The 22905-nt window shown below is 65.9% G+C and carries 21 protein-coding genes and 3 pseudogenes; 14 read left to right on the top strand and 10 right to left on the bottom strand.

The window, feature by feature from the left end:
* Positions 1-124: 124 nt before the first annotated feature.
* Entirely contained in the window at positions 125-1159 is a 1035-nt protein-coding gene (locus tag ACTWPW_RS56040; protein ID WP_443173830.1) for an IS630 family transposase, read from the bottom strand.
* A 70-nt stretch (positions 1160-1229) separates the two neighbouring features.
* Positions 1230-1454 (bottom strand): hypothetical protein, encoded by a 225-nt coding sequence (locus ACTWPW_RS56035; protein WP_443173829.1) that lies wholly within the window; start codon positions 1452-1454, stop codon positions 1230-1232.
* A gap of 2392 nt (positions 1455-3846) precedes the next feature.
* On the opposite strand from ACTWPW_RS56035, the gene ACTWPW_RS56030 reads away from it, so the two are divergent.
* The gene (locus ACTWPW_RS56030) at positions 3847-4143 is read left to right on the top strand and encodes a hypothetical protein (RefSeq protein WP_443173828.1); all 297 of its coding nucleotides are present in this window, start codon (positions 3847-3849) and stop codon (positions 4141-4143) included.
* Positions 4144-4691: 548 nt separating this feature from the next.
* Here ACTWPW_RS56030 and ACTWPW_RS56025 read toward each other — a convergent pair.
* Both ACTWPW_RS56025 and ACTWPW_RS56020 read right to left on the bottom strand, forming a co-directional pair.
* Complete coding sequence (locus ACTWPW_RS56025; protein WP_443173827.1) at positions 4692-5267, bottom strand: TIGR03086 family metal-binding protein; 576 nt, start codon at positions 5265-5267, stop codon at positions 4692-4694.
* 334 nt (positions 5268-5601) lie between these two features.
* Entirely contained in the window at positions 5602-6633 is a 1032-nt protein-coding gene (locus ACTWPW_RS56020; protein ID WP_443173826.1) for a GlxA family transcriptional regulator, read from the bottom strand.
* A 1128-nt stretch (positions 6634-7761) separates the two neighbouring features.
* On the opposite strand from ACTWPW_RS56020, the gene ACTWPW_RS56015 reads away from it, so the two are divergent.
* The 12 genes and pseudogenes from ACTWPW_RS56015 (at position 7762) to ACTWPW_RS55960 (ending at position 16298) form a co-directional block, all read left to right on the top strand.
* Complete coding sequence (locus ACTWPW_RS56015) at positions 7762-8022, top strand: hypothetical protein (RefSeq protein ID WP_443173825.1); 261 nt, start codon at positions 7762-7764, stop codon at positions 8020-8022.
* Between the two features lie 63 nt (positions 8023-8085).
* Positions 8086-8145, top strand: a pseudogene (locus tag ACTWPW_RS56010) (hypothetical protein); the annotation flags it as partial.
* 25 nt (positions 8146-8170) lie between these two features.
* Positions 8171-8452, top strand: a complete 282-nt coding sequence (locus ACTWPW_RS56005; RefSeq protein WP_443173824.1) for a zinc ribbon domain-containing protein — start codon at positions 8171-8173, stop codon at positions 8450-8452.
* An 848-nt stretch (positions 8453-9300) separates the two neighbouring features.
* A pseudogene (locus ACTWPW_RS56000) lies at positions 9301-9576 on the top strand (metal-sensitive transcriptional regulator); the annotation flags it as partial.
* A gap of 27 nt (positions 9577-9603) precedes the next feature.
* Positions 9604-9822 (top strand): heavy-metal-associated domain-containing protein, encoded by a 219-nt coding sequence (locus tag ACTWPW_RS55995; protein WP_443173831.1) that lies wholly within the window; start codon positions 9604-9606, stop codon positions 9820-9822.
* Positions 9819-10799 carry a hypothetical protein gene (locus ACTWPW_RS55990; RefSeq protein ID WP_443173823.1) on the top strand — a complete coding sequence of 327 codons (981 nt, stop codon included), beginning with the start codon at positions 9819-9821 and terminating at the stop codon, positions 10797-10799. Before ACTWPW_RS55995 ends, ACTWPW_RS55990 begins: the two co-directional genes overlap by 4 nt.
* Positions 10800-10814: 15 nt before the next feature.
* On the top strand, positions 10815-11108 hold the full coding sequence (locus tag ACTWPW_RS55985; RefSeq protein ID WP_443173822.1) for a cation transporter: 294 nt from the start codon (positions 10815-10817) through the stop codon (positions 11106-11108).
* 21 nt (positions 11109-11129) lie between these two features.
* On the top strand, positions 11130-13370 hold the full coding sequence (locus tag ACTWPW_RS55980) for a heavy metal translocating P-type ATPase (protein WP_443173821.1): 2241 nt from the start codon (positions 11130-11132) through the stop codon (positions 13368-13370).
* A 152-nt stretch (positions 13371-13522) separates the two neighbouring features.
* A complete protein-coding gene (locus ACTWPW_RS55975) occupies positions 13523-13693 on the top strand; it encodes a hypothetical protein (protein ID WP_443173820.1) in 171 nt (56 codons plus the stop codon).
* Between the two features lie 188 nt (positions 13694-13881).
* Entirely contained in the window at positions 13882-14406 is a 525-nt protein-coding gene (locus ACTWPW_RS55970) for a GNAT family N-acetyltransferase (RefSeq protein WP_443173819.1), read from the top strand.
* A gap of 205 nt (positions 14407-14611) precedes the next feature.
* A complete protein-coding gene (locus ACTWPW_RS55965; protein WP_443173818.1) occupies positions 14612-15736 on the top strand; it encodes an aminotransferase class I/II-fold pyridoxal phosphate-dependent enzyme in 1125 nt (374 codons plus the stop codon).
* Positions 15737-16037: 301 nt separating this feature from the next.
* The gene (locus ACTWPW_RS55960) at positions 16038-16298 is read left to right on the top strand and encodes a hypothetical protein (RefSeq protein ID WP_443173817.1); all 261 of its coding nucleotides are present in this window, start codon (positions 16038-16040) and stop codon (positions 16296-16298) included.
* Between the two features lie 949 nt (positions 16299-17247).
* Here the strand turns inward: ACTWPW_RS55960 and ACTWPW_RS55955 are convergent.
* The 3 genes and pseudogenes from ACTWPW_RS55955 to ACTWPW_RS55945 form a co-directional block, all read right to left on the bottom strand.
* Positions 17248-18150, bottom strand: a complete 903-nt coding sequence (locus ACTWPW_RS55955) for an MFS transporter (RefSeq protein ID WP_443173816.1) — start codon at positions 18148-18150, stop codon at positions 17248-17250.
* Between the two features lie 169 nt (positions 18151-18319).
* Positions 18320-18787, bottom strand: a pseudogene (locus tag ACTWPW_RS55950) (MFS transporter); the annotation flags it as partial.
* On the bottom strand, positions 18784-19557 hold the full coding sequence (locus ACTWPW_RS55945) for an SDR family NAD(P)-dependent oxidoreductase (protein WP_443173815.1): 774 nt from the start codon (positions 19555-19557) through the stop codon (positions 18784-18786). The gene ACTWPW_RS55945 and the pseudogene ACTWPW_RS55950, both read right to left, overlap by 4 nt.
* Positions 19558-19628: 71 nt before the next feature.
* Here ACTWPW_RS55945 and ACTWPW_RS55940 point away from each other — a divergent pair, with 71 nt between their 5' ends.
* A complete protein-coding gene (locus ACTWPW_RS55940; protein ID WP_443173814.1) occupies positions 19629-20573 on the top strand; it encodes a LysR substrate-binding domain-containing protein in 945 nt (314 codons plus the stop codon).
* A 157-nt stretch (positions 20574-20730) separates the two neighbouring features.
* Here ACTWPW_RS55940 and ACTWPW_RS55935 read toward each other — a convergent pair whose 3' ends face one another.
* The 3 genes from ACTWPW_RS55935 to ACTWPW_RS55925 are packed head-to-tail and all read right to left on the bottom strand — an operon-like array spanning position 20731 to position 22478.
* Positions 20731-21150: a hypothetical protein gene (locus tag ACTWPW_RS55935; RefSeq protein ID WP_443173813.1), complete on the bottom strand. Its 420-nt coding sequence runs from the start codon at positions 21148-21150 to the stop codon at positions 20731-20733.
* 13 nt (positions 21151-21163) lie between these two features.
* Positions 21164-21601, bottom strand: a complete 438-nt coding sequence (locus ACTWPW_RS55930) for a hypothetical protein (RefSeq protein ID WP_443173812.1) — start codon at positions 21599-21601, stop codon at positions 21164-21166.
* Positions 21594-22478 (bottom strand): alpha/beta fold hydrolase, encoded by an 885-nt coding sequence (locus tag ACTWPW_RS55925; RefSeq protein ID WP_443173811.1) that lies wholly within the window; start codon positions 22476-22478, stop codon positions 21594-21596. Before ACTWPW_RS55925 ends, ACTWPW_RS55930 begins: the two co-directional genes overlap by 8 nt.
* Positions 22479-22905 lie beyond the last annotated feature (427 nt).

Raw genomic sequence — 22905 nt, 5'->3', positions numbered from 1 at the left:
GCCAGCCCTTCGGCTTGGGCGCGGTCCAGAGCCTCGTGCAGGTCGGGGGCTTGAGCTGCGAGGACGTTGATCCCCTCGGCGATGTAGCGGTAGGCCGTGGCCCGGGAGATGTGGTGATCGCGGCCTAAGCGGCATTCCAGAAGTTCCGCTTGTAACCCGCGGGCAGCCATGGGCTGGTCCACGGCGCCGCGGCGGTCAGCAGCTCGGCCGGTGAGCGAGCGCGGAAGAAGGCGTGGATCTGTCGGAGGCGGCCGGGCCAGCTGACGGCGGTGTTGGCGATGAAGGTCTTGAGTGCGGCCCAGATGCGTTCCACCGGGTTGTCATGCGGGCTGTAGCGCGCTCCGAACAGCACCTCCATGGTGGGGTGCTTGTTCAGGTAGTCGGTGACGGCATGGGCATGGTGGATGCTGTCGTTGTCGCAGATCACCACGATCGCCGGGGCTGTCGGAGCGACCAAGCGGATCTGTTCCAGCAGGGCGATGAAGTCGGCGGCGCAGCGACGGCCCAGCCGATACACCCACCGGCCGGTGGTCATCTCCAGCGCGCCGAACACCGTCACCTGCCGGTTCTTGCCCGGCGTGCCGATCTCCGGCCGGCGCGAACGCAGCGTCCAGGTGGCCCGCACGTGCGGCAGCAGGTGCACATGGGTCTCGTCGGTGGCCCACACCAGCGCCCCGCGCGGTAACTCGCGCAGCCGGGCGGTGATGGCGGCCACCGCCCGCCACCGGTCCGGATCACCGCGGGCCACCAGCTTGGGACGGCGCCAGATTGCCACCACCCGCAGGCGCCGATACAGGGTGCGCGGGCTCAGCTTCGGCCGGCCCAGGTACTGCCACAACCGGGGCACCGTCCACGGCCCGGCCCGCTCCAGCAGCGCGGCGATCCGATCCAGCAGGCGTGGCCCGCCGATGCGCGGCCGCCCGGGGCGGGGCCGATCGGCCAGGCCCGCCGGTCCTTGCTGGTTGAACCGGCCGATCCACCGCCGCACCGTGCTCGGATCACAGTCCAGCAGCTCGGCGATCTGGGCCGGGGACAGCCCGTGGACCGACAACAGGACCATCATCGCCCGCAGGGCTTGCCGCCACTGGCCGCGCAGGTGCGTGCGCAGGTGCTCGATCGAGGCTTCGGGACCGTTGGCGAACACGCTGACCGGGCGCATACTGACCACGACCTCGCCGGGTGGTTGGGCGTTGTAGGCAACTTCGATCCAACCCCCGGCGAGGGCTCTGTCAATGCCCGTCCGCGTCGGCGATCTCACGCCCCGTTACGCGCAGGACTTTGGGAATCCCGCTTAGCTTGGGGATGTCGCACTCACCCCGAAACCAGCGCAGGATCAGCACCGCCTGCCAGAACGGGGTCAGCGCGCGACTGCCCTTTGGGGTGCCCACCCGCCGGCGTTCGTCCCGCAGCGACCGGGCAACGTGATGAACCAGCGCGCGGGAGACGTCGAGCATGGCACGATGAGCAATCACGTGGAGCCTTTCGGCCGATGGGGTTCTTGTGGTGAGAACTCATCTACCGGAGGCTCCACGTCTGTCTCCGGCCTTCGACGACTTCTCCCGATAGGCCCGAAACGTCACCTTTGGCGTCCCGTCCATCCCCAAATCGCCCGAATTATTTCTCTGAGATCACCTCAATCTACTCAAATCAAACGCCCTCTGAGGCAGACCAGCGAGCGCGCGTGGAGGAGACGTGAGGGCTTTGGGATGGAGGTTGATGCGGTGCCGCCATCCCGGCCGCTTGACCGGCGGAGGAGGACGGAGTTCGTGCGGCGCCAGGATGGTGGGGCCCGGTGGCTGTATGACCACGCTGGAGGCGCACGACAAGCAGGTCGACGCGAGACTCAGCGAGTGCCGATCAGGATAGTGCGGGCCGCGTTCACCTGGGAACCGCCGGGTACGCGGTGATCCCTCTGGCGCGTCCGGCCCTGCGAGGTTGCGCGAGGACGCGGCGGTGTTGCCGGCCAGTTCAGACCAGCGGTCGTGGGCCCGGGACGTGGTGCGGGCGTTGGGCCAGCGGGATGTCCGCGGCCAGGTGGAGGAGGATGCGCGCGGCTCACGCGGTTGATGGTCGATGGCTGGCCGTTCGAGCGTGAGCAGAGCCTGTTCCCCGTCGCATGCGAAGTGAATGGGTTGCCGGCGGAGGGGCGCTGCCATCGAGCAGAGCAGGACATGCCGTCAGATGACGGATCACATAGTGGTAGCGCCGAGTTGAAGCCTGACGGCACCGGGTTGCGTGAGCGCCCAACAAGTCCCAACTCTTTGAAGATTCGCGCCTTCTGAGCGTGACCCGACAGGTGGTCGCTTGGAGGCTGTCGAGCTACATGACGGCTGCTTGTCCGGGCCCGTGTTCTCGCGAGCGGCGGAGGTGAGGCTCCAACATGCCGTCGATGTCATCGGGCACGGCACCGCCATCGGAGCGCCGAAGCGTTGTCCGGCCACTGCCTGGCAGCGAGAGCGGCCTCCAGCATGGCGATGGTGGCCACGTTCGGGCAGGATCGCCCAACCCAGCAAGTCGGAGGTGACTGGCGGGGTTGGCGGCGGAGGCGGTGGCCGGGCGGCGTTCGGCCAGCTACGGGTAGTCCGGCTCGATGCCTGCCAGGTCACGGCGCCGCCTTCGACGGCGGTTGGGATGATCAGGCGGGCGAGGAGCCGGGCGACGACCTCCACCAGGCCACGATCGGAGACGAACAGGGCGCCGACACCGGGCGTCATTCACCACCGCTCAGCACCGGGGGGCGTCCCGCTGAGGCGTAGCCGCTGGCGACCAGATGCTCGGCCGCTGCCGGCCAGCCTGGCGCCGGATGGCCTCCCGCGCGTCGATGTCCTGGCCAGCTACGGCCGGTGACGACGTGCACAGGATCACGTGATCAGCCACTCTGCGCACGGTATGGGAGGAATGGTCCGCCTGGAGGCTTATCTGCACGTAAACGCCAACAAGCGCCCAGCGCGTCGATGGCAGAGAATCAGTGGCTATTGGCGGGATTCTACGTTTGTCTGTGTCAGAGTTTTCAGTATATTCGGACCTGGCGAGCGACATTCGCGGGTGATATGTCATTGCGGAACGGAACCGTAAACGGGTAACCCCCTGGCGCGGTGGCGATCGCTAGCGTCGGATGCCTTGCGTAATTCGCCCCTAATATCCACTTGCGGGGATCCTGTCGATGTGCCGGAGGGTTTGCTTTTCACGATTCGGGTGTCGATGAAACCAAGTTGCCGGACATGGATCCGCTGTATCAGGCGGAGCGAATCCATGTGGTGACTGAATGGCGAGACAAGGGTTGATCTATTGGCTCGCCACGAGAATTCAGATGCCGGGCGCCGAGCCCTTTTCGTATGTGATCGACGATTGACGTGGTCTCGGACGAATGGGTACGGTCGTACGGGGCGGCAAAGCTGAGGAGATTGCCGAGTTTGCCTCGCAGTACTACCGCAGGCGCACAGCGGGCTTGGCCCGGTGCCCTCCACGGCGGTCACTCCTCCGGGCTGGAGGCGAAGGTGCCTGTGGCGGCAAGGTCCGCCACAGTGACAGGGGATGTGCTGCGCAGGGCCCGGCGACCGCGGCGAATTATCGCGCAGGTCTCGGGGAAAGTCGATCCATGCCCGGTGGACATTCCACGCGCAGTAGCAGGGCGCGGTAACAGCAACGAGTGGTTTTAGGGCTAGTGGCCTTCTCGTGGGGTGGGAGCCGCGGCCAATTGTATAGAGCGGCCTAGTGTCGCCTTTGACCGTGTTAGACCATGATTTATCGACTTGCAGGTCTTCTTTCAGTGAGACGAAATTGGAAACCTTTATGCATGCTCTAATTCGCTGTTATCGCCCAAGTGCTGGCTCGGTCGACAATCTGATGGTCCACATCACCAGGAAGTTTGCCGCCGCCATCGTGGCTAGTACCGAATTCGGACTCACAGGGACCGTGCCGCCTCCTGCGGGAGTTGTGAGTTACCAGGTTATCGAGACGGGCGGTTCTACGATTGTCACGGTCACCCAGTTCGAGACCGAGGAGTTCTGCAGGCAAGCGCAACTGAGAGCAGAAGCCATCCGAATGACCCTGACGGAGTTCGGGCTAGAGGACACCGACACACTCTCCGGCGCGATTATGGTGTCACAGGTCCCAGACGGAGCCTCTTCCCGATCGAGATGACCACTCCGTATGGGTGCCCTGTGCCCGGAACGGAAGGTGTTAGTTCATCGGCGCTGACCTAATCACCCAGCGCGGGGTCCCTGGGGAGGCCCAATGCGAAGGAAATCATGAGCAGGGCGACAGGGCTGCCTTCGGTCTACGGACGAGCAGCTGCGTCGGCTACCTACGTCAGCAGTTTCCTTCCAGGGAAGGAAAGCGCCGCCTTCGTGGTGGACGTGCTGGGCGGGCGAGTAACCTCCGCGACCGGCCGGAACAGGCCGGATGGGAAGTCCGCCCTTTGCGCCGGGGCCCCCATGACCTCAACCACGCCACGGCCTTCAGGAGTTCGCCGTCCACCTCTGGCGCTCCGTCCGCGTGACGGGCGACGCGAAGACGTCACGTTGCACCGCATGCTCATGATGCTTGGGTCGGACTTAAAGGCTCTTCACCAGCTGGTGGCCAGCACTGCGGCCGTGACGAGCAGGTCCCGTTCAAGCCAACCACGCCAGCAGCGGTAGCTGCGAGTGGGGCCAGAGGTGGCGTTTGGTCACTGTCAGGCATGTGTGGATCTATTCTGCAACCCGTCGTCCGAGAAAGGCCACGAGGTGGTCGCTAGGGCTGGCCGGCCACGCAACTGGAACCGGCGGCGCGAAATCCCTCTGCCGGGCGCCTTCGATTACTAGAATCGGCACCAACTTTATGAGCGCCGATGCGACAGTCGGCGGGATCGGCATAGGAACATTGACAGAGCGAGCTACGTCCCAGCTGTGGACGGCAATTTCCAGTATTCCGACAGCGATCAGGGTCTCGCGAGGCAGGACTAGATCGTCGATAGTGATAGAAGGATCTTCGTCGGCTGCCGTGGCAGCTTCAAGGAATTGGCGGGTCCGGTCCCTAAATGTTCCGACGAGAACGTCTGCCGAACAGTCGTGCGGGTCGGCGATAGGACCAGTTGCGATGAAGCCCAAGGTAACTCCCTCGTGCAGGATGGCGAGCGAGTCATTCATGTGCAACAAAAGGTCGGCAAGATTCCACTCGGCGCATGGCGTCCGCCGAGTCAGCGATTCCTGCGTGACGTGGGAAACGCACTCGAAGGCATATTCCACTGCGGAGGGTAGGATTGTAAGGGCGCTAACGTAAACCATGGAACCCCATCTTGCCGCTCAACAACGAGATTATCGAGCGCGTTCGACCTGGTGGGCAGATTCCTGGCAAGCGGTCCTAGAGCCTGCCAAGTGTTTGTGTCGGAACCGGGAGTGTGCTGTTGGCGAAGCCATCCATCACCGCCTCAACCCATCCGATTCTCGCAATCCATCGCAAAGATGCTGCCAGCACAGCGCACGTTGCGCCAAGGTGATTGACGATGGGAATGTTGATTCGTCTTCGCTGGTCAGTTACTTCTAAAGGGGCCCCATTCATACATTTGTTCCGGCCGGATGCCCGTTTGAATGGGGTTCCCATGTCTGCAGCGGTTGATGGTTATGCACATCTGGTTACTGCAACGTCGTGTCTGCTAGGGTATCTTAATGGCGGGTCTGGGCGGGATTCGGCTTGGGTCCCCATAGCCGCACGGGGGACATTTCCGCTGAATTTTTGCCGATAGTTCCGAGGGGGGATGCCGTGGCGCTTGATGAATTGATCCCGAAAAGTGGAGACGGTGTTGTAGCCAACGCGGTGGGCGATCTCTTCGATAGGCAGATCGGTGGTCTCGAGGAGTTCTGCGGCTCGGTGCAGGCGCTGGGTTAGCAACCACGAATAGGGAGTGGTGCCTGTGGCAGCCTTGAAACGGCGGGCGAATGTGCGTTCGCTCATCAGGGCGCGGGCGGCTAGGTCGTTGATAGAGGTCGCCTTGTCGAGGTTTGCGTGAAGCCAGTCGATGACAGTGGTGACAGGCTCTTCGCCGATGTCCGGGACGGGCCGGTCGGGGTATTGGGCGTGATCTCCCTCGCGAAGGGACGAGGCAACCATCTCGCGAGCGATGGCGTTGGCGACGGTGGCCCCGTGTTCGCGACGCAGCAAGTGCAGGCACAGGTCGATGCCAGCCGCGCCGCCGGCTCCGGTGATGAGACTTCCCTCGTCGATATAGAGGGCTTGAGGCGCCACGCTCACCTTGGGGAAGCGGGCGGCAAAGTCGTCGGTCAGGCTCCAGTGTGTGGTAGCCCGTCGGCCGTCCAGCAATCCGGCGTCGGCCAGCACATAGGATCCGGTGCAAAATGTCACAATGATCGCCTCGCGCTGGTGAGCGGCATGCAGGGCCGCAGCCACCTTCGGCGACAACCGCGGAATAACTGTCTCGGTGGGCAGCACCACAACCAGATCGGCTTCGGTCAGCCGGTCCAAGCCGTGCACGACCTGCAAGGGCATGCCGAGATCGGTCTGCACCATACCCGGCACTTCCGCACACACCACGTAATCCAATGCCGGCAACCCCAGATGGCTGCGGTCGGCAAATCCCCGGCCGATCCCCCCTAGGGCGAAAGCGCTCACCCCGTCGATGGCCAACGCCGCCACCGATAGAAATGGCACGCCCGCACGGCCATATCGCCTACCGCTGTGAGCGATCGACGCAGAGTGCGCTCCTAGACGGTCGGACTCCGAAGAATGTGACATATGAGTTCATCCCCTACGCACCGACTTGTGTGGACGCGCCGCCGTTGGGCGGCCGGACCCCCGCTACAGACGTCGAGGCTTCCAAGGCCTGCGAGATTCACCTGCACTCATGTCCGGAATGTCCACGAACATGACCCCTCGTCGCCACTGGCCGTGGCCCACTCGGCGGCACGGACTCGCCCGAGGCGTCGATGTCGGTAGTGCATGCCGATATCGACCTCTCCGGGGAGAGGTCGCGGCCTTCCTGGACGAAGGGTGATGGCGCCCGCCCATGGGGTATCGATGTTGACGATGAACTGGCTGGCTGGGCGTAGGACCCGGGGGTCCAGCGCCGCAGGAAGGATGGGGACATGAGCTCTCCTGGTAGTGCCACTTACCCTTATGGGGTATGTGGAGTAACCATGTATACCCCAGGGGGGATGAGGGAGTGAGGGTCAATCAATACGAAGAAGGGGTGTATGTCAAGTAGACCGGGATCGGTGCCGGCGTCCTGATGCCCTCGCAGCGCTCCCAGAGCGACTGCTGAGGTGGGGCTGACCAGCTCGAATCCCATGACCATCCCGGTGTTGAGTCTGACGGTCTCCGTCAGCCGTCCCAGGGACACGTAGGGCTGCCGGCTACAGCGCCGGGCCCTTCGAGGGCTATGCCCTCCATGCTGGCCGGCGCGTCCGGCGCAAGGCGTTGTACGATCACGATGGTGATCGGTCTGCGGACGTACAGGAGCGCACTGCCAGAGCGGGCGGCGAGAAGGCGTGGTGGGCCGCCATGTTGGAGCCCCATGTTCGATACGAACGAGATGGCCGCGGTGACCAGCGAGCCCGTCGGCAGTGATGGGCGGACGAGAGGCTCAGGGGGCACCAACCGTGGGATGACGTCGATCCCAACCGGTGAGGCGAGGGAGAAGCCATGTTGATCCGACTTCGGCCTTGATCGTATTGCCAGTGGCGAATGCCTTAGGCCATGGGTTCGAGTCGGTATCCTCGGCCGTATCCGCTGGGCGGGGCACGACCGATCTCCCGGTCGCCATGGGTGGCCGGGCAGCGACGGCCAGGGACATGGGGTGGCGCCGTCTGGGAGCAGCAGCTCGAGAAGCGGGGCTCCAAGCGGCGGCGTAAGGCCGTCGCCCGTGTCGCCGCGCTGCACGCCAAGGGCCGGCGCCAGCGCCGGGACGGCGCGTACAAGGCGGCGCTGACGCTGGTCGGCGACTATGGCGTGATCGTGCATGAGGCGCTCCAGGTCCCGAACATGACCCGCCGCGCCGCGCCCAGGTCAGACGGCGCGGGCGGGTAGCTGCCCCACGGCCCTTCCGCCAAGTCCGGACTCGACCGTGCGATCTTGGACGCGGGGTGGGAGGTGTTCCTGCAGGTCCTCGCGGACAAGGCGGAAAACGCCGGTCGAGAAGTGACCGCCGTGAATCCCGCCGGCACCTCCCGCATCTGTGCCCGATGCGGGCACAGGTGCAAGCGAGAACCGCGTCACCCAGGCGGCGTTCGCCTGTACGGCATGCGGTCACGCCGCGCACGCCGACGTCAACGCGGCGATCAACATCCTCAGGGCAGGGCTCGCCCTTCGCCTGGCCGCGCAAGCGGCGGAGCGAGAAGCCGCTCCCTGCAGGAAGCGAGGAGTCACTCCCACACCCGCCGCCGGCCTTGGCCCGAGCGGCGGCGATCTGTCCCGCTGCCGGGCGGTCACCTCCTCCACCGCCCCGCCACTTGGTTGAGGTCGAGGCGACCGTGCTGAACTATCCGCCCTGACCACGCAGGGTACGGGTGTGCCGGATGGCCATCCCGAAATCAGCGATCATCACGCCGAGATTGGACAGCACCTGGCCCAGGTCATACAGCACATGACGACCCCGTACCCGTAACGCGGCCGTCAGCTCGCCGGATGCTGCCGGACGTGAACGCCAGCATCCGCAACCCCCGCGGTACCGACGTGAGAGACCATGCCATGACCAGTGACCGTAACCGCCAATCCCTCATCCGCTTCGGGATAGCCTGCACGCGAAGCGTTCCGCCGAGTGCTCCTCGCTCTGGACGGTGTTGATCTCGACAGTCATCTTCCAGATCAGGAGCACTCTTTGCTACCTAACCGATCATCCGGGGCAAACTCTCTTCAGGTGTCGCGAATCGGCGAGGCTGGCAGCATGCTTGCCCCTTACGAGGCAGGCTGCGATCCGCCGGCACTGCGCCGAAGGCGATCTGGGGGCCGATAAGGCAACCGTGCGTCTGGCCACGATCGGGGCTTGCCCCGTGTCGGGCCGGGGTTGAGTGCCGAGCTGGCGACGTCGACAGCAAGATCCCCTGTCGTCGTGGTAGCCCGGTCGGTGACTGCGCAGCCGAGTCACGGGGCCAAGGTTGTCGCTTCCGGTGTGCGTGGTCGTGGGTCTCGTGAGGCCTGGCGAATCCCCCTACCTGGTGATTCGCGGCCGCGTCGGGGGGTGTCGCCTGCTGGGCCAGTTTGCCCGGACGTGCATCCTTTACCTGAAATGGGTACGGTAGGGGGGTACCGTTTCTACGGTAGGGGGGTATAGTTTGGGTGTGGGCGCCAAGCCAGATGGAGGACAAGATGCCCGAACATGCCGATGGCAAGCAGGACTACGCGAGGCGGCTGCGCCGCATCGAGGGGCAGATTCGTGGACTGCAGCGCATGGTCGAGGAGGACAAGTACTGCATCGACATTCTGACTCAGGTGTCCGCGGCGACCAGCGCGCTGAAGGCGCTCTCTCTGTCAATGCTTGAAGTGCATCTGGCCCACTGTGTCGCGGATGCAAGGCAGACGGGGGACCAGAAGGCCGGGGCGCACATCAGGGAAATCTCCGATGCCATCGCCAAACTTATCCGTCCCAATCGAAGTGAAGGGGAGATCGATATGAGCACCATCACCACCGCCACCTACACCGTCACGGGCATGGCCTGCGACCACTGCGCCAGCTCGGTCAAGGAAGAGGTCAGCAAGGTACTCGGCGTTACCAACGTCGAGGTGGACCTGAAGTCCGGGCTGCTGACCGTGGAGAGCGACGGCCCCATCGACACGGCGATGATCGTCGCTGCGGTTGACGAGGCCGGATACGACGTGGCGAACGTGTGAACACCGCAACGACGCTCGGCACCTATGCCCTGGCTCTCGCTGTCGTCTTCGGCGGCGCCTTTAGCGCCGGCAAGGTAGCGGGGCCGATGGGAACACCGGCCGCCGAGAGTCACAGCGCCATGCAGGCTCCTTCCGCGGCCGCTGGCCGTGAAGGACACGCCACGCAGCCGGCGAAGGAAGCTATCCCCGGTGGGCTGCAGGTATCTCAGAACGGCTATACGCTCAACCCGCTCACCGCAGAGATCAAGGCCGGCGAACCCACGGACTTCCGCTTCACCGTGACCGGCCCCGATGACCGGCCGGTGACCGACTTTCAGGTCGTGCACGACAAGAAGTTGCACTTCATCGTCGTCCCCCGTGATCTCGGTGGCTTCCAGCACCTGCACCCTGAGATGACGCCCGACGGCGTATGGTCGGTCAAGCTCACACTGCCGAGTTCCGGGCTGTACCGGGCCTTCGCTGACTTCGCGCCCGCCAGAGGCAGCGCCCTGACCCTGGGTACCGACCTGTCTGTGGCGGGCGACTACGAACCTCAGGCGTTTCCGCAAGTCAGCCGTACCTCGACGGTCGACGGATACACGGTCACCCTGGACGGCGAGTTGACGCTGGGACGGGCGACCAAAATCACCCTCAAGGTGAGCAAGGACGGTAAGCCGGTTACCGACCTGCAGCCTTACCTCGGAGTTTACGGACACCTCGTGGCCCTGCGCGCACGTGACCTGGCCTACTTGCACATTCATCCGGACGGCGAACTCGGTGACGGTAAGACCAAGCCCGGACCCGAGATCGTCTTCTACGCCGAGGTGCCCAGCGTCGGCGATTACCGGCTGTTCCTGGACTTCAAGCACGAGGGCAAGGTTCGCACTGCCGACTTCACCCTCGGGGCCGGTCAGAAAACGCCTCTGGACCTCGAGCCGACTACCCCGCCCACGCCCACGCCCACGGCGAGTGGGCATGGCGACGACCACAACCACTAAGCGAGCGAACGGAGCATGATGATGACCTCGGTTACCTATGACCACCAGAACACGGTTGAACTCTCGATCGGCGGTATGACGGGCGCTTGCTGTGCTGACCAGGTCCAGCGCAAGCTCAACAAGCTGGAGGGCGTGACCGCTACGGTCGACCTCGCGACGGAGAAGGCCAAGGTCACCTTCCCCGAAGGCCTCGACCCGCATCAGCTCATCGCCCAGGTGGAGGAGACCGGCTACACCGCCGCGCTCGCCGCCTCCACATCTACTGCCACCGCCACCTCGAGCGAGTATGGCGATGACCGCAGTCACTAAGCGAGAGATCGGAGAAGGGTGATGACTTCGGTCACCGATGATCGGGTGAACACAGTCGAACTCTCGATCGGCGGTATGACGGGCGCTTGCTGTGCTGACCAGGTCCAGCGCAAGCTCAACAAGCTGGAGGGCGTGACCGCAACGGTCAACCCCGCGACGGAGAAGGCCAAGGTCACCTTCCCCGAAGGCCTCGACCCGCATCAGCTCATCGCCCAGGTGGAGAAGGCTGGCTACACCGCCGCGCTCCCCGCACCGCCCACAACGGAAACGGCCAAGCAGGCGCACGAGCCGGAGGACGAGCTCCAGCCGCTGCGAAGCCGCCTGATCATGTCCGTCGTGCTGGCGGTGCCGGTGATCGCGATGGCGATGATCCCGCCGTTGCAGTTCACGAACTGGCAGTGGTTGTCGCTGACGCTGGCCGCCCCTGTGGTGCTGTACGCCGGCTGGTCGTTCCACAAAACAGCCTGGGCCAACCTGCGGCAGGGCGCAGCCACGATGGACACGCTGATCTCGATCGGCACCCTCGCCGCGCTCGGCTGGTCGTTGTGGGCGCTGTTCTTCGGAACGGCGGGCACGCCCGGCATGACGCACCCCTTTGCGTTCACCATTGAACGCACCGACGGCTCGGGCAACATCTACCTCGAGGCCGCTGCGGGCGTGACGGCGTTCATCCTCGCCGGACGCTACTTCGAAGCCCGCGCCAAGCGCCGCGCCGGCGCGGCGCTCCAGGCGCTGCTTGAACTGGGAGCCAAGGACGTCGCGGTGCTCCGTGACGGCGTGGAGACGCGCATCCCGAGCGATCAGCTCAACGTGGGGGATCGGTTCGTCGTACGACCCGGCGAAAAGATCGCCACCGACGGCGTGATCGAAGAAGGCACTTCAGCGATCGACGCCTCGATGCTGACGGGCGAGTCCATACCCGTCGAGGTCCGGCCGGGCGATGCTGTGACCGGGGCCACGGTGAACGCAGGCGGCCGCCTCATCGTCCGCGCGACCCGCGTCGGTGCCGACACCCAGCTCGCCCAGATGGCCAGGCTGGTGAAGGAAGCCCAAACCGGAAAGGCTCAGGTACAGCGCCTGGCCGACCGGATCTCGGGCATCTTCGTGCCTGTCGTCATCGCCCTGGCCATCGGCACACTCGGTTTCTGGCTCGGCACCGGCGACGGCGCGGGTGCCGCATTCACCGCCGCGGTCGCGGTACTGATCATCGCCTGCCCGTGCGCGCTGGGCCTGGCCACGCCGACGGCCCTGCTGGTCGGCACCGGCAGAGGTGCCCAGCTGGGGATCCTTATTAAGGGCCCGGAGGTGCTGGAATCCACCAAGAAGATCGACACCGTGGTGCTGGACAAGACCGGTACCGTCACCAAGGGCCTGATGACTCTCACTGACGTCCACCTGGCCGAGGGGGAGAGCGAGGATGAGGTGCTGCGCCTGGCCGGCGCATTGGAGCACGCTTCCGAGCACCCGATCGCCCAGGCCATCGCCAAGGGTGCCACAGCGCGTGTCGGCGAGCTGTCTTCGCCCGAGGACTTCGCCAACGTCGAAGGGCTCGGCGTGCAGGGCATCGTGGACGGCCACGCCGTCCTCGTAGGCCGACCGCGGTTGTTGGAGGAGTGGTCGCAGCACCTCCCGGCAAACCTGGAGCGCGACCTGCACGTTGCCCAGGCCGCCGGCCGCACCGCCGTCGCCGTCGGCTGGGACGGTCAGGCACGAGCGGTGCTGGTGGTGGCCGACGTGGTGAAGCCGACCAGCAAGGAAGCCATCGCGCAGCTCAGGGCGCAGGGCCTTACACCAGTCTTGCTGACCGGCGACAACGAGGCCGTGGCCAGGACCGTCGCCGCGGAGGTGGGCATCGACGAGGTCATCGCCGAGGTGCTGCCCGCCGACAAGGTCGACGTGGTCAAGAAACTGCAGAGCGAGGGCCGGGTCGTGGCCATGGTGGGCGACGGCGTCAACGACGCCGCCGCGCTCGCTCAGGCCGATCTGGGACTGGCCATGGGCACCGGCACCGACGCCGCCATCGAGGCGAGCGACCTGACCCTGGTACGCGGCGACCTGCGGGTGGCAGCTGACGCCATCCGGCTGTCCCGCAGGACACTCGGCACGATCAAGGGCAACCTGTTCTGGGCCTTCGCCTACAACGTGGCCGCCCTGCCCCTAGCAGCCCTCGGCCTGCTCAACCCCATGATCGCGGGCGCCGCGATGGCGTTCTCCAGCGTGTTCGTGGTGAGCAACAGCCTGCGGCTGCGTCGCTTCAACTGAGCACTGACCGGATGGTTCCGGGCCCATGGCGGCTCGGAACCATCTGCGTGGAATAGAGCAGACGGACGCTCGCTTAGGGCTGCCCGAGCGAAGGACTAGGAGCTACAGCAGCACTGGGGCCGCATGGGTGCGCCGGGTTGTGAGGCAGGACCATGGAGTTCGCGGAGTTGCTGATCGACTGTGACGAGGTCGAGGAAGCGGCAGCGATGTTGGAGCTCATCAGCGAGACCAAGGGTGCCGGCAGCGGTAAAGGTCGTTGCCCTCTTCACCGTGAAATCACGGGCGGCTTGGACGCAACCGCGCTCCAGAAACGGCTCCTGTGACGTCGACTGAGAGATGGCCATTCCGTCGATGGCTGGCCAGTCCGTCGGACCCGCGGCCGCCGCCGGGGCCGCCCACTTCAGGGGTGACGCTGCTGAATGACTATGTCGCCCAGCGATGATCACGCTGGCTGCGCGGGCAGGATGGGGCTCCCGCCCCGTGCCTCGAAACAGAGAGATGAGAAGTTGCAATGAGTCAAGCCAGCTACTCCTATGGTGACATCACGCTACGCAAAGGAGGAGCGGAGCTCATCGATCGATTGGAGCCACTGTGGCTGGCGCTGCACCAGCACCACCAGTCCGTCCAACCAGGATTCGCATACTTCTCGGACGAGCGTTCCTGGGAGCTGCGCCGTTCCTGTTATCGGCGCTGGATTCGGGAGGAGGGCTCGTTCATCCTGCTTGCCGCACGTCACGACCGGGCAATCGGTTACGCCTTCGTCGAGATCCAGTCGGGGCCCGACGATACCTGGGTGACGGGTAGCCGTGTCGCCGAACTTCAGACACTCTCCGTTGCTCCGGCCGAGCGAGGCAACGGCATTGGCACGCTGCTGTTGGACGAAGTGGACAACGAGCTGAAGAGGCTCGGCATCGGGGATTTGCTCATCGGGACTCTGGCAGCCAACTCCGGTGCCCAGCGCCTCTATGAACGCCGGGGGCTACGCCCGGTCCTCATACACTACGCCCGCTTCTCCGCCGACACGGAGAAGCACTAGGCCGTCCGGAAGGTTTCGCCGGTCACGCAGCGGGCCCCACTGCGTTGTCGGCGCCCGAGAACCCCAGTGTGAAGGTGCGCCGCCTGGCGATCGCACGCACCGGATGCCACAGCCGCTGCCGTGTGGGCAGACAGCGCTGATGTCCGGACACCGCCCCTAAGATCAGCAGCTCATCGACAGACCTGCCAGCAGACGGGATCGCGCCGTGCAACTTCCTCCCTTCCTGATCGAACGCATGTTCGCCAAGCATGAGTTCACGTGCCGGGTGAACCTGACCGGATCAGACACCGAAGGACTGTCGCTGAACGCACTGTGGGAGATCGCCCCCGAGGACACGCGCCGGTGGTACGAGTCCCTGACACTGGGCTACACCGAATCTCCGGGACACCCGATGCTGAGGGAGCTGGCCGCCCAGTCCTCCGGTGTGCAGTCGGGATCGGCGGTGCAGATCTTCGCCGGCGCCACCGAAGCAGTATTCGTGCTCTTCAACGCCATCCTCAGCCCTAAGGACCACGTCGTCGTCATCGGCCCCACCTACCAGCTGCTGATCGATGTGCCACGTGCGATCGGGGCGGAGGTGACCGAGATCCGCCTGCGGCGAGAGGACGGCTGGCGCTTGGACGTGGACGAGGTCAGGCGCGCCCTGCGGTCCAATACTCGGCTGATCGTGGCGAACTTCCCCCACAACCCGACGGGAGCATTGCCGGAAGCACCCGTCTTCGAGGAGCTTGTGGGCCTGGTGGACGGCACCGACGCCCTCCTGCTGAGCGACGAGATCTACCGAGGCATCGAACTGGAGCCAGAGCGCCGGCTCCCGCCCGCCGCGGCGATGACGGCCAACGCGATTTCCGTCACAGGCGTTTCGAAGGTCCTGGGCATGGCCGGGGTCCGGATCGGGTGGACCATCACGCAGAACGCAGCGGTAACGGCGCGCCTGCTGGACCACCGCTACTGGACGACACTGGCCACGAGTGCGCCCAGCGAGGTCCTCGCTATCGCGGCCCTGCAGGCGGCCCCCGCCCTTGTCGATCGCGCCAACAGTCTGGTCCGCGCCAACGCGCGTGCGCTGGCCTCGTTCGTGGAGTCCACGCCCGGATGGGACTGGGTGCCCCCGGTCGGTGGGACCTGCGCCTATCCGTGGCTGACAGCGACGGAGGCGCGGGCATTCTCCGAGTGGCTCGTCGATCGCCACGGCGTGCTATTGGCTCCTGACGTGATGTTTGCTCACACCGGACAGCACCTGCGGTTCGGCATGGGCAGGGCGATGTTCCCCGAGGGGATGGCCATGCTCGCCCAAGCCTGGCCGGAGTGGCAGCGCGAAACCTCCTGAACATGGTGCGCATCGGATTCTGCCCGGTCACCCCCCGGCTGACCGCGTCGGCCACGCGCCGCGCCCGTGACCTGGAGGAGGCCGGGCGGATGGCGTAGGGGCCTGCCGGCCAGCCTCAACCTGGTGGCGGTACTCCGCGGAGGGGTCCGCGTCCAGGGCACGGCCTCGGGGCTGCGGCGGATTTATCACGCACGGCGCCACGGGTAGCGGTGGCCCGCAGTTCCACGAGATCGTCGCGACGCCGGTCAAAGCACGTCGCAGGGTTGCGCTGGCCGGGCCGGTACTGACCCCCGCCGCCGCCGTGCTGGTGGCGACGGCCGCCCTAGGCGTGGCCTTCATCCCCGGCGCGACGAGCGGCATCGCACCGCCCGCCGCGCTGGCTTTCCAGCGCTCAGGCGACGACTGGATCGTCACCGTCAAGGACCTCTACGCCGACCCCGAGCACTTCGCGTCCGAGTACAACGCCCGCGGGTTCGACATCAGGCGGTCCACCACCCCAGGTTCGCCGTGTGCGACCGGCCATGTCACGGGCCGGCAAATCCTCGGAAAGCCCCCGCATTGAGGACAAGGTCGGAGGCATACGAGTCCCCGATGGGCCGTGCGCGGTCGTGTTGCGCACCCCCGCAGGCTGCAAGGGCAGTGCGCGGATCGACTGCGCCTGTCGGACCCGTCCCGGCGAACGGTACGAATTGGCCGGTGGCGTCGACGCCACCGGCGGGCTGCTCCACTGCGTCCCGCTCCGCGGCGCGGCCGTGGACGAGGCGCGGGCTGTGCTGGCCGGGAGGGATGGCTTGATCGAGGAGTTCAGGGCCAGCAAGAGTTCGAACCGCGCTCAGCGACTGGTTCGCCGACGACCCGGTGTCAACGACTCCGGGGCAGGTGCTGGCCAAGGCGCAGCTGGAACCGGTCACGGGTTGACCGCGAAGGTGAAGACGCCGGATGCCCCAGGGGCTGACCGAGATACCGCCTGAGAGTGGCGCCGCACCAGACAGCGCGGTACCACTCGTGCGCTGCGGCCAGCACCCGCTCAGCGTCCAGAGCTTCGGCCGACTCAGTATCGACCAGTCCGCGCCGTGGCCCAGGCAGTACGACAAGTACAAAGCGATCCGGCTGGCGTAGGGTCGCCCCGGTGTTGAACACCCGGCCCGCCGCGCATGGCCCGGCCAGATACGCGCGACTCGACATGTAGCCCGAGATTTCCCTCGACCACGCACCCGCAGCTGGCATGCGGCCATCCACGCCCTACTAGGCCAGGACCTGCCAACAACGAGATCGCCCGTCATCTCAGCCTCGCCTCGAACACCGTCAAGAAGCACGCCCGCGCCCAACGGGCCGAGCAGTTGATCGGCGGCCCGAAACAGGGTGCCACGCTGATCGACCCATTCCGCGACTACCTGCCCAGCCGCCGGGCCGCCGAACCCGGCGCTCCGCGCCGGCCGCACGGCCAGACTGCAGGAAGTGCTGAACCGTTGCCTGGAGTTGAAGCAGGCCACCAAGCACGGACGCAGCCGTTAGTTGAGATCGTTAGGCTGCTCCCGGCCACCTTGTGAGTGCTGCGGGTGTACCACCGACAGGACATGTCGGCGGGACAGGATGAGAATGGCCAGGGCGCCCACGCCAGCGACAGCCGCGCTGATGAGCAGGCCCAGGCGGTAGCCAGAGACCAGTGCGGCCGCGGTGTCAGGAGTGGGGAGGTTCGCAGTGTGGGCTACGGCGGCCGTCACGAGGGCCGCCACGCCGACCGCGATGCCGACCTGCTGCGCGGTGTTGAGGAGCCCGGACACCACACCTTGGTCGTCGGCCGCGATACCGCTGGTAGCCACGATGCTGGAGCCGACGAATGCTGCGCCGAGGCCGATGCCGAAGATGAGGTAGCCGGGGAGGATGCCCACCACGTACGAACTGGCTGGGGTGATCTGGGCCAGCAGGATCTCCGCGACGCCGACTGCAGCCAGTCCGCCCACTGCGATGGCGCGGGGCTGGACGTGCGCGGCCAGCCTGGTGGCCAGAGTGCTGCCGACGATCGCCATGAGACTGGAGGGAAATACAGCCAGGCCGGTTTCGATCGATGAATAGCCCAGGATTCCTTGCATGTACAACATCATGAAGAATCCCTGGGCGCCCATGACGGCGGTCAGAGTGAGGATGGCCAGATTCGCGCCCGTCACCGCGGCGTGCGACAAAATCCGTGGCGGGATAAGCGGGCCCGTGGAACGCCGCTGGATCAGCACGAACGCGAGCAGCAGCACCGCTGCGACGGTCAGGATGGCTAGGGCTGCCGGTGAGGTGAACCCGTCCTGCTGGCCTCGGGTGAGCCCGTAGATCAGCAGGCCGATGCCCGCAGTGGCGCTTACCGCGCCAGGAATGTCCAGTGAGGTGCGCCCGCTGGAAGCGCTCGACGTGGCGGCCGTCACTGCGACTTGTTCGGTGGTTGTGCTCAATGACTTCGGCGGGGGAGTAGCTCTCCTGCGTGCGGGACTCCCGTCCGGTGGCAACACCCGAGTGCAGGCCAGAGCAGCGAGGCCGATGGGAAACGTTGACGAGGAAGACCGATGGCCAGCCGAGTGTGTCGGTGAGTAGGCCGCCAACGATGAGGCCCGTCCCGGCTCCGGTGGCGCCCAAGCCACTCCACACGCCGAGCGCGCGATTACGCCCATCCCCCTCGGCGTAGATGGTCAGGAGGAGGCTAAGGGCGGTGGCGGAGATCACGGCGGCGCCCAGGCCCTGCACTGCCCGCGATGCCAGGAGGAGGGCGGACGTGGTGGACAGGCCGCATGCGGCGGACGCGGTCACGAACAGCGCGGTTCCCCCGATGAACAGACGACGCCGTCCCAGCAGGTCGCCGACGCGCCCGGCGAGGATCAGGCAGCCGCCGAACGTTACCGCGTACAGGGTGACGATGTACTGCAGGGTCGACTCCGCCAGGTCCAGAGCGTTGCCGATGGCGGGCAGGGCGACGTTCGCGATGGTGGTGTCGAGGATGACCATGAACTGGACGGCGCACAGAAGGGTCAAGACGCCGCCCTGGCGTGCGGGTGCGCGGGTTGTCATGCGGTCAGGCCGCCGTCGAGCAGGATCCGCGTTCCGTGCAGGTAGTCCGAGCCCGATCCGGCCAGAAAGATTGCCGCGTTGGCCACGTCTCGGACGGTGCACAGGCGGCGGGCTGGGACGTTGGGCAGGACGTGGGCCTCGATGTCCACCTGGGCCAGCACAGTCGCCGACATCGGGGCGTCCACGACGATGCCGGGACTGATCACGTTCACGTTGACGCCCTGAGGGCCGTATTCGATGGCCCATGTACGGGTGAGGTTCTCCAGCGCCGCCTTGGTGGAGTTGTAGACCGAGGCGCCGGCCCAGCTCTTGACCGCGCCGAGCGTACCAATGTTGACGATTTTGCTCGTCTGGTTCGCGAGCAGGTGCGGCAGCGCCGCCTTGGTCACGAAGAACGGTGTCCGGTAGTTCAGAGTTGCGATCCGATCGAAGTCGTCCTCCGTGACAGCATGCGTTGGCCCGGCGCCGAAGGCGGCGGCGTTGTTCACCAGTACATCCAGGCCCCCGAACGCCTCGGACGCGGCCTGCACGACAGCCTCCGGTGAACCTGGCTCGGTGAGGTCGGCCGCTAGGAACGCGGCCTTTGCACCATCGGCGTTGATCTGCTTGGCCACGCTCTCACCCAGCTGGGCACGGCGGCCGGTGAGGATCACGCAGGCGCCTTCTCGTGCGTACGCCCGGGCGATAGCCTCGCCGATTCCCGAGGTGGCGCCGGTGACGAGGGCGACCTTTCCGGCGAGTTGTCCGGCGAATGTGAGTTCGTGGTTCATGAAGGTGACGGTAGGAGCCGCAATTTCATCGCGTCAAAGACTGGATCACGATGAGTTGATAACCTCTCCGCATGAGCTTCGATCTGCGGCATCTCGAAGGGTTCGTGGCCGTCGCCGAAGAGCTGCACTTCGGCCGGGCGGCCGCGCGGCTCCATCTGGCCCAGCCCGCCCTCTCCCAGCAGGTCCTGCGGCTCGAGGCATCCCTGGGGGTCGAACTGCTCATCCGCGAGCGCCGTCGCACCAGGCTGAGCGACGCGGGCCAGGCATTCCTGGTCGAGGCTAGGCGTACGCTGGCGCAGGCAGAGCAGGCGCGTGCGGTCGCCCGGCGCGCGGGCCGGGGCGAGGTTGGCAGATTGCGCGTCGGGTACGTGCCAACCACGTCCTCCGCGCCGTTCCTGGCCGCGCTGGTCACCTTCCAGCGAAATCATCCCGACGTCCAGGTGGAGCTGCGGGAGCTGCCGCTCGGGTCGCTGGCCGCGCCGTTGCGCGATCGCACCGTGGACGTCGCGTTCATCGCCCGGCTTGGGCCGCTCGACGACTGCCTGGAGGACGGCACCGTGCTGAGCGAGTTGTCCGCCGAGCCCTTCGTGGCCGCCGTCTCGGCGCGCCATCCGGTGGCAGGCCGCTCTGCCGTCGGACTGGCCGAGTTAGCGGAAGAGGAGTTCGTGCTGCTGTCGCCGGAGATCTGCCGAGAGTGGGACGAGACGGTGCACGGCATTTGCGCGTCAGGCGGGTTCACGCCGCGCGTGAGCCACTACGTACGCGAGATCTCCACGCAGCTCATCATCGTCGCGGCTGGGCTGGCAGTGGCACTGGTACCGGCCTCAGCGCAGGCGCTACGCGGCGAGGGCGTGGCATTCATACCACTCAACGGGCCCACCCCACCGATCACGTCCGCGGTGGTGTGGCGCGCGGAAGACGGGTCGCCGGTGCTGCGCCGATTTGTTGGAGGCCTGCACGACGGGGCAGACCCGCGCCAGACATCGGCTGCCGAGCCGGACGAGACAACCGATTGACATCCTCCACCCGCCGGAAGCCCGGGGGATTCCAACAGCGACCACCTCACCAGGAGGGGGTCGTGTTGAGGTTCGCGGTTCACCGGCCCGCCCAGCGGTGGGCCTCCCCACGCAGCGACGGCATGCCCTGCCGCATGTTCGATGTTCCTGGCCGCGTTCACATCGGCATTGCCGGCGTACCCCGCAGGACCGGCACCCCGAAACGCGCTTGGCTCTCGCGCGCCTCCCGATCCACGATCCCGCACGCCGAGCACCGCCGGCCCGTGTACGCAGGGCTGATCTTCACGACTCGACCCGGGGCTTTCTGCTGCAGCCGGGCCACGAGCGGGCCCCACCCCGCGGCGAGGAAGGAGCGGCAGAGGCCGGCCTTGGCGGCGACGTTGCTGCCGGGCTCGGCGATGGACCCCTGGGCCGACCGGGTCATGGTGCGGATCTTCAGGTCTTCGACGGCGATCACATCGAAGCGGCGTGCGAGGCCAGTGCTGGTCTTCTCGACCCAGACCTCGTGTTCAGATGGCCGCACACATCGAAGATGACGATCGCCGCCACGTCGAGCGAAGGCATAGGCAATGGGCACGGCGGACAAGACGTCACAGCAGTTGCGCCTGCACGAATCCGGCCAGCAGTACGCTGACGCCGCCGATCTCACCCACGATCAGTGCGGTCATGAAGGCGGTGGTCCCGCGGACGGGTTGGCGAAGCTGGTTGTCGGTATCCCGCTGCCACCCGTGGTAGACATAGGTCGCGATCGCCGCCACGAAGAACAGAATGACGACACTGGCCGCTACGAAATTCACCACCGTCGGCCACCCGCTCAGCTCGACGAACACCCCGATCAGCAGCGTGGCGAATGAATAGAGCAAGGCTGCCCGGTGAGCGATGTCGACGTAGGGATGGGCCGCGCGCTTTTCGGAGTGCATCATCTGCCGGTACTTCCAGACCCCAAGGATCAGGGCTCCAAGGAAGATCAATCCGGCCAGCAAGAGCACGACGGTGGTATCAGCGCCCAAGGCCGGATCGCTACGCACGATCGCTCCCAAGGAAGGGGGCCAGCAGCGCAGAGGTCTCTTCAGGACAGTCATCGTGCAGCGAGTGACCGCCGCCTGGCACGACATTTGCTTTCACACGTGGGAGACGCGTGGTGAATCGTTCGATAAGGCGAACCGGGAAGTAGCGGTCCTCGCTACCCCACAATAGGAGGACAGGGATATCGATAAGATGCAGGTCGCGTTCCGTATCCGACCACCGTACCGAGCGCTCAACACGCAGTATGTCCCTGAGCCGGCTCGACCGGTGGCGCGGTGAGCGCATCATCTGCAAGAAGTCATCGATCCGATCCTCCGGAACGCGATCTCGGTGAGCAAAGGACTTGCGCAGGATGTGCCGAGCCAAACCCGCCGACAACAGGTGGAGGGCCAGTTCACCGATCACGGGAAGCCGCGCGAGCCGAAATTCCCACACGTCCTTAACATTGAGGCCGCCCGGCGCGATCAGCGCCAGCCGGGTCACCCTGTCGGGGTATAGCTCGGCGAATCGCAGCGCGAAACCTCCGCCCCATGAATGTCCGACAATTGCCGACCGCTGCACTCCGACGGCGTCCAGAAAACTGCCGATGGACTGGGCAACCGCATCGGTGCCGAAGGGGAAGGCATGGTCGATGATCTCTGTGAGGCCTTGTCCAGGTGGGTCCAGTGCATAGACAGTGTGCTGCTGTGCGAGGACACCGATCAGCGCCTGGAAGGTGAGCTTCCATCCGCCGCTGCCGGGCAGGAGCACGACAGGCGGGCCGCTTCCAGCTTTTGCGTAATGAAATCGGGCCTCCTCGGCATCCACATAGGTCTCGTGCACCAGCACCTCGACTGCTTCGGGCTCCAGTTCGCTTTCATCGCCGCGTCGCGTGTCCATCGTGCCCACCACACCGTTCCACTAAGTCGAACAGAACCGTACGAGTTATCGGTGAGCCTACTACACCGGACCCATCTGGGGAGGTCATGTGGCCCTCCATCCTCGGGCGCGTGCACGTCGGCCTACCCGGAAAGGGGCGCAGTCCGCCCGATACCGAGTTCAAAGGCGGGACTTCTTACGCTTGTCAACTGGCGACCTGGGAGGCGATCTCGAATGATCAATTGGGCCGGATCGTCTTCTCCGTGGCAAGACCTACACCTTCGTCGGCGAGCGTTATCGCTACATCACCCGCCGCCGGGCAAATGCCAGGAACTCGGTGCTGACCGTCGTCACCAGCTGCTGTCCGACCCGCAGACCCACTTCTCCGACCTCGGCAGGGTGTAGCTCTTTCTCGGTGGTGCGACACGAAGTCGCGCATATCGAGTGA

The organism is Nonomuraea sp. KM90 (assembly GCF_052246675.1).
In the GTDB taxonomy this organism is placed as follows: Bacteria; Actinomycetota; Actinomycetes; order Streptosporangiales; family Streptosporangiaceae; genus Nonomuraea.
The sequence above is the reverse complement of the archived record's forward strand: the minus strand, read 5'-3'. Positions and strand labels throughout refer to the sequence as shown.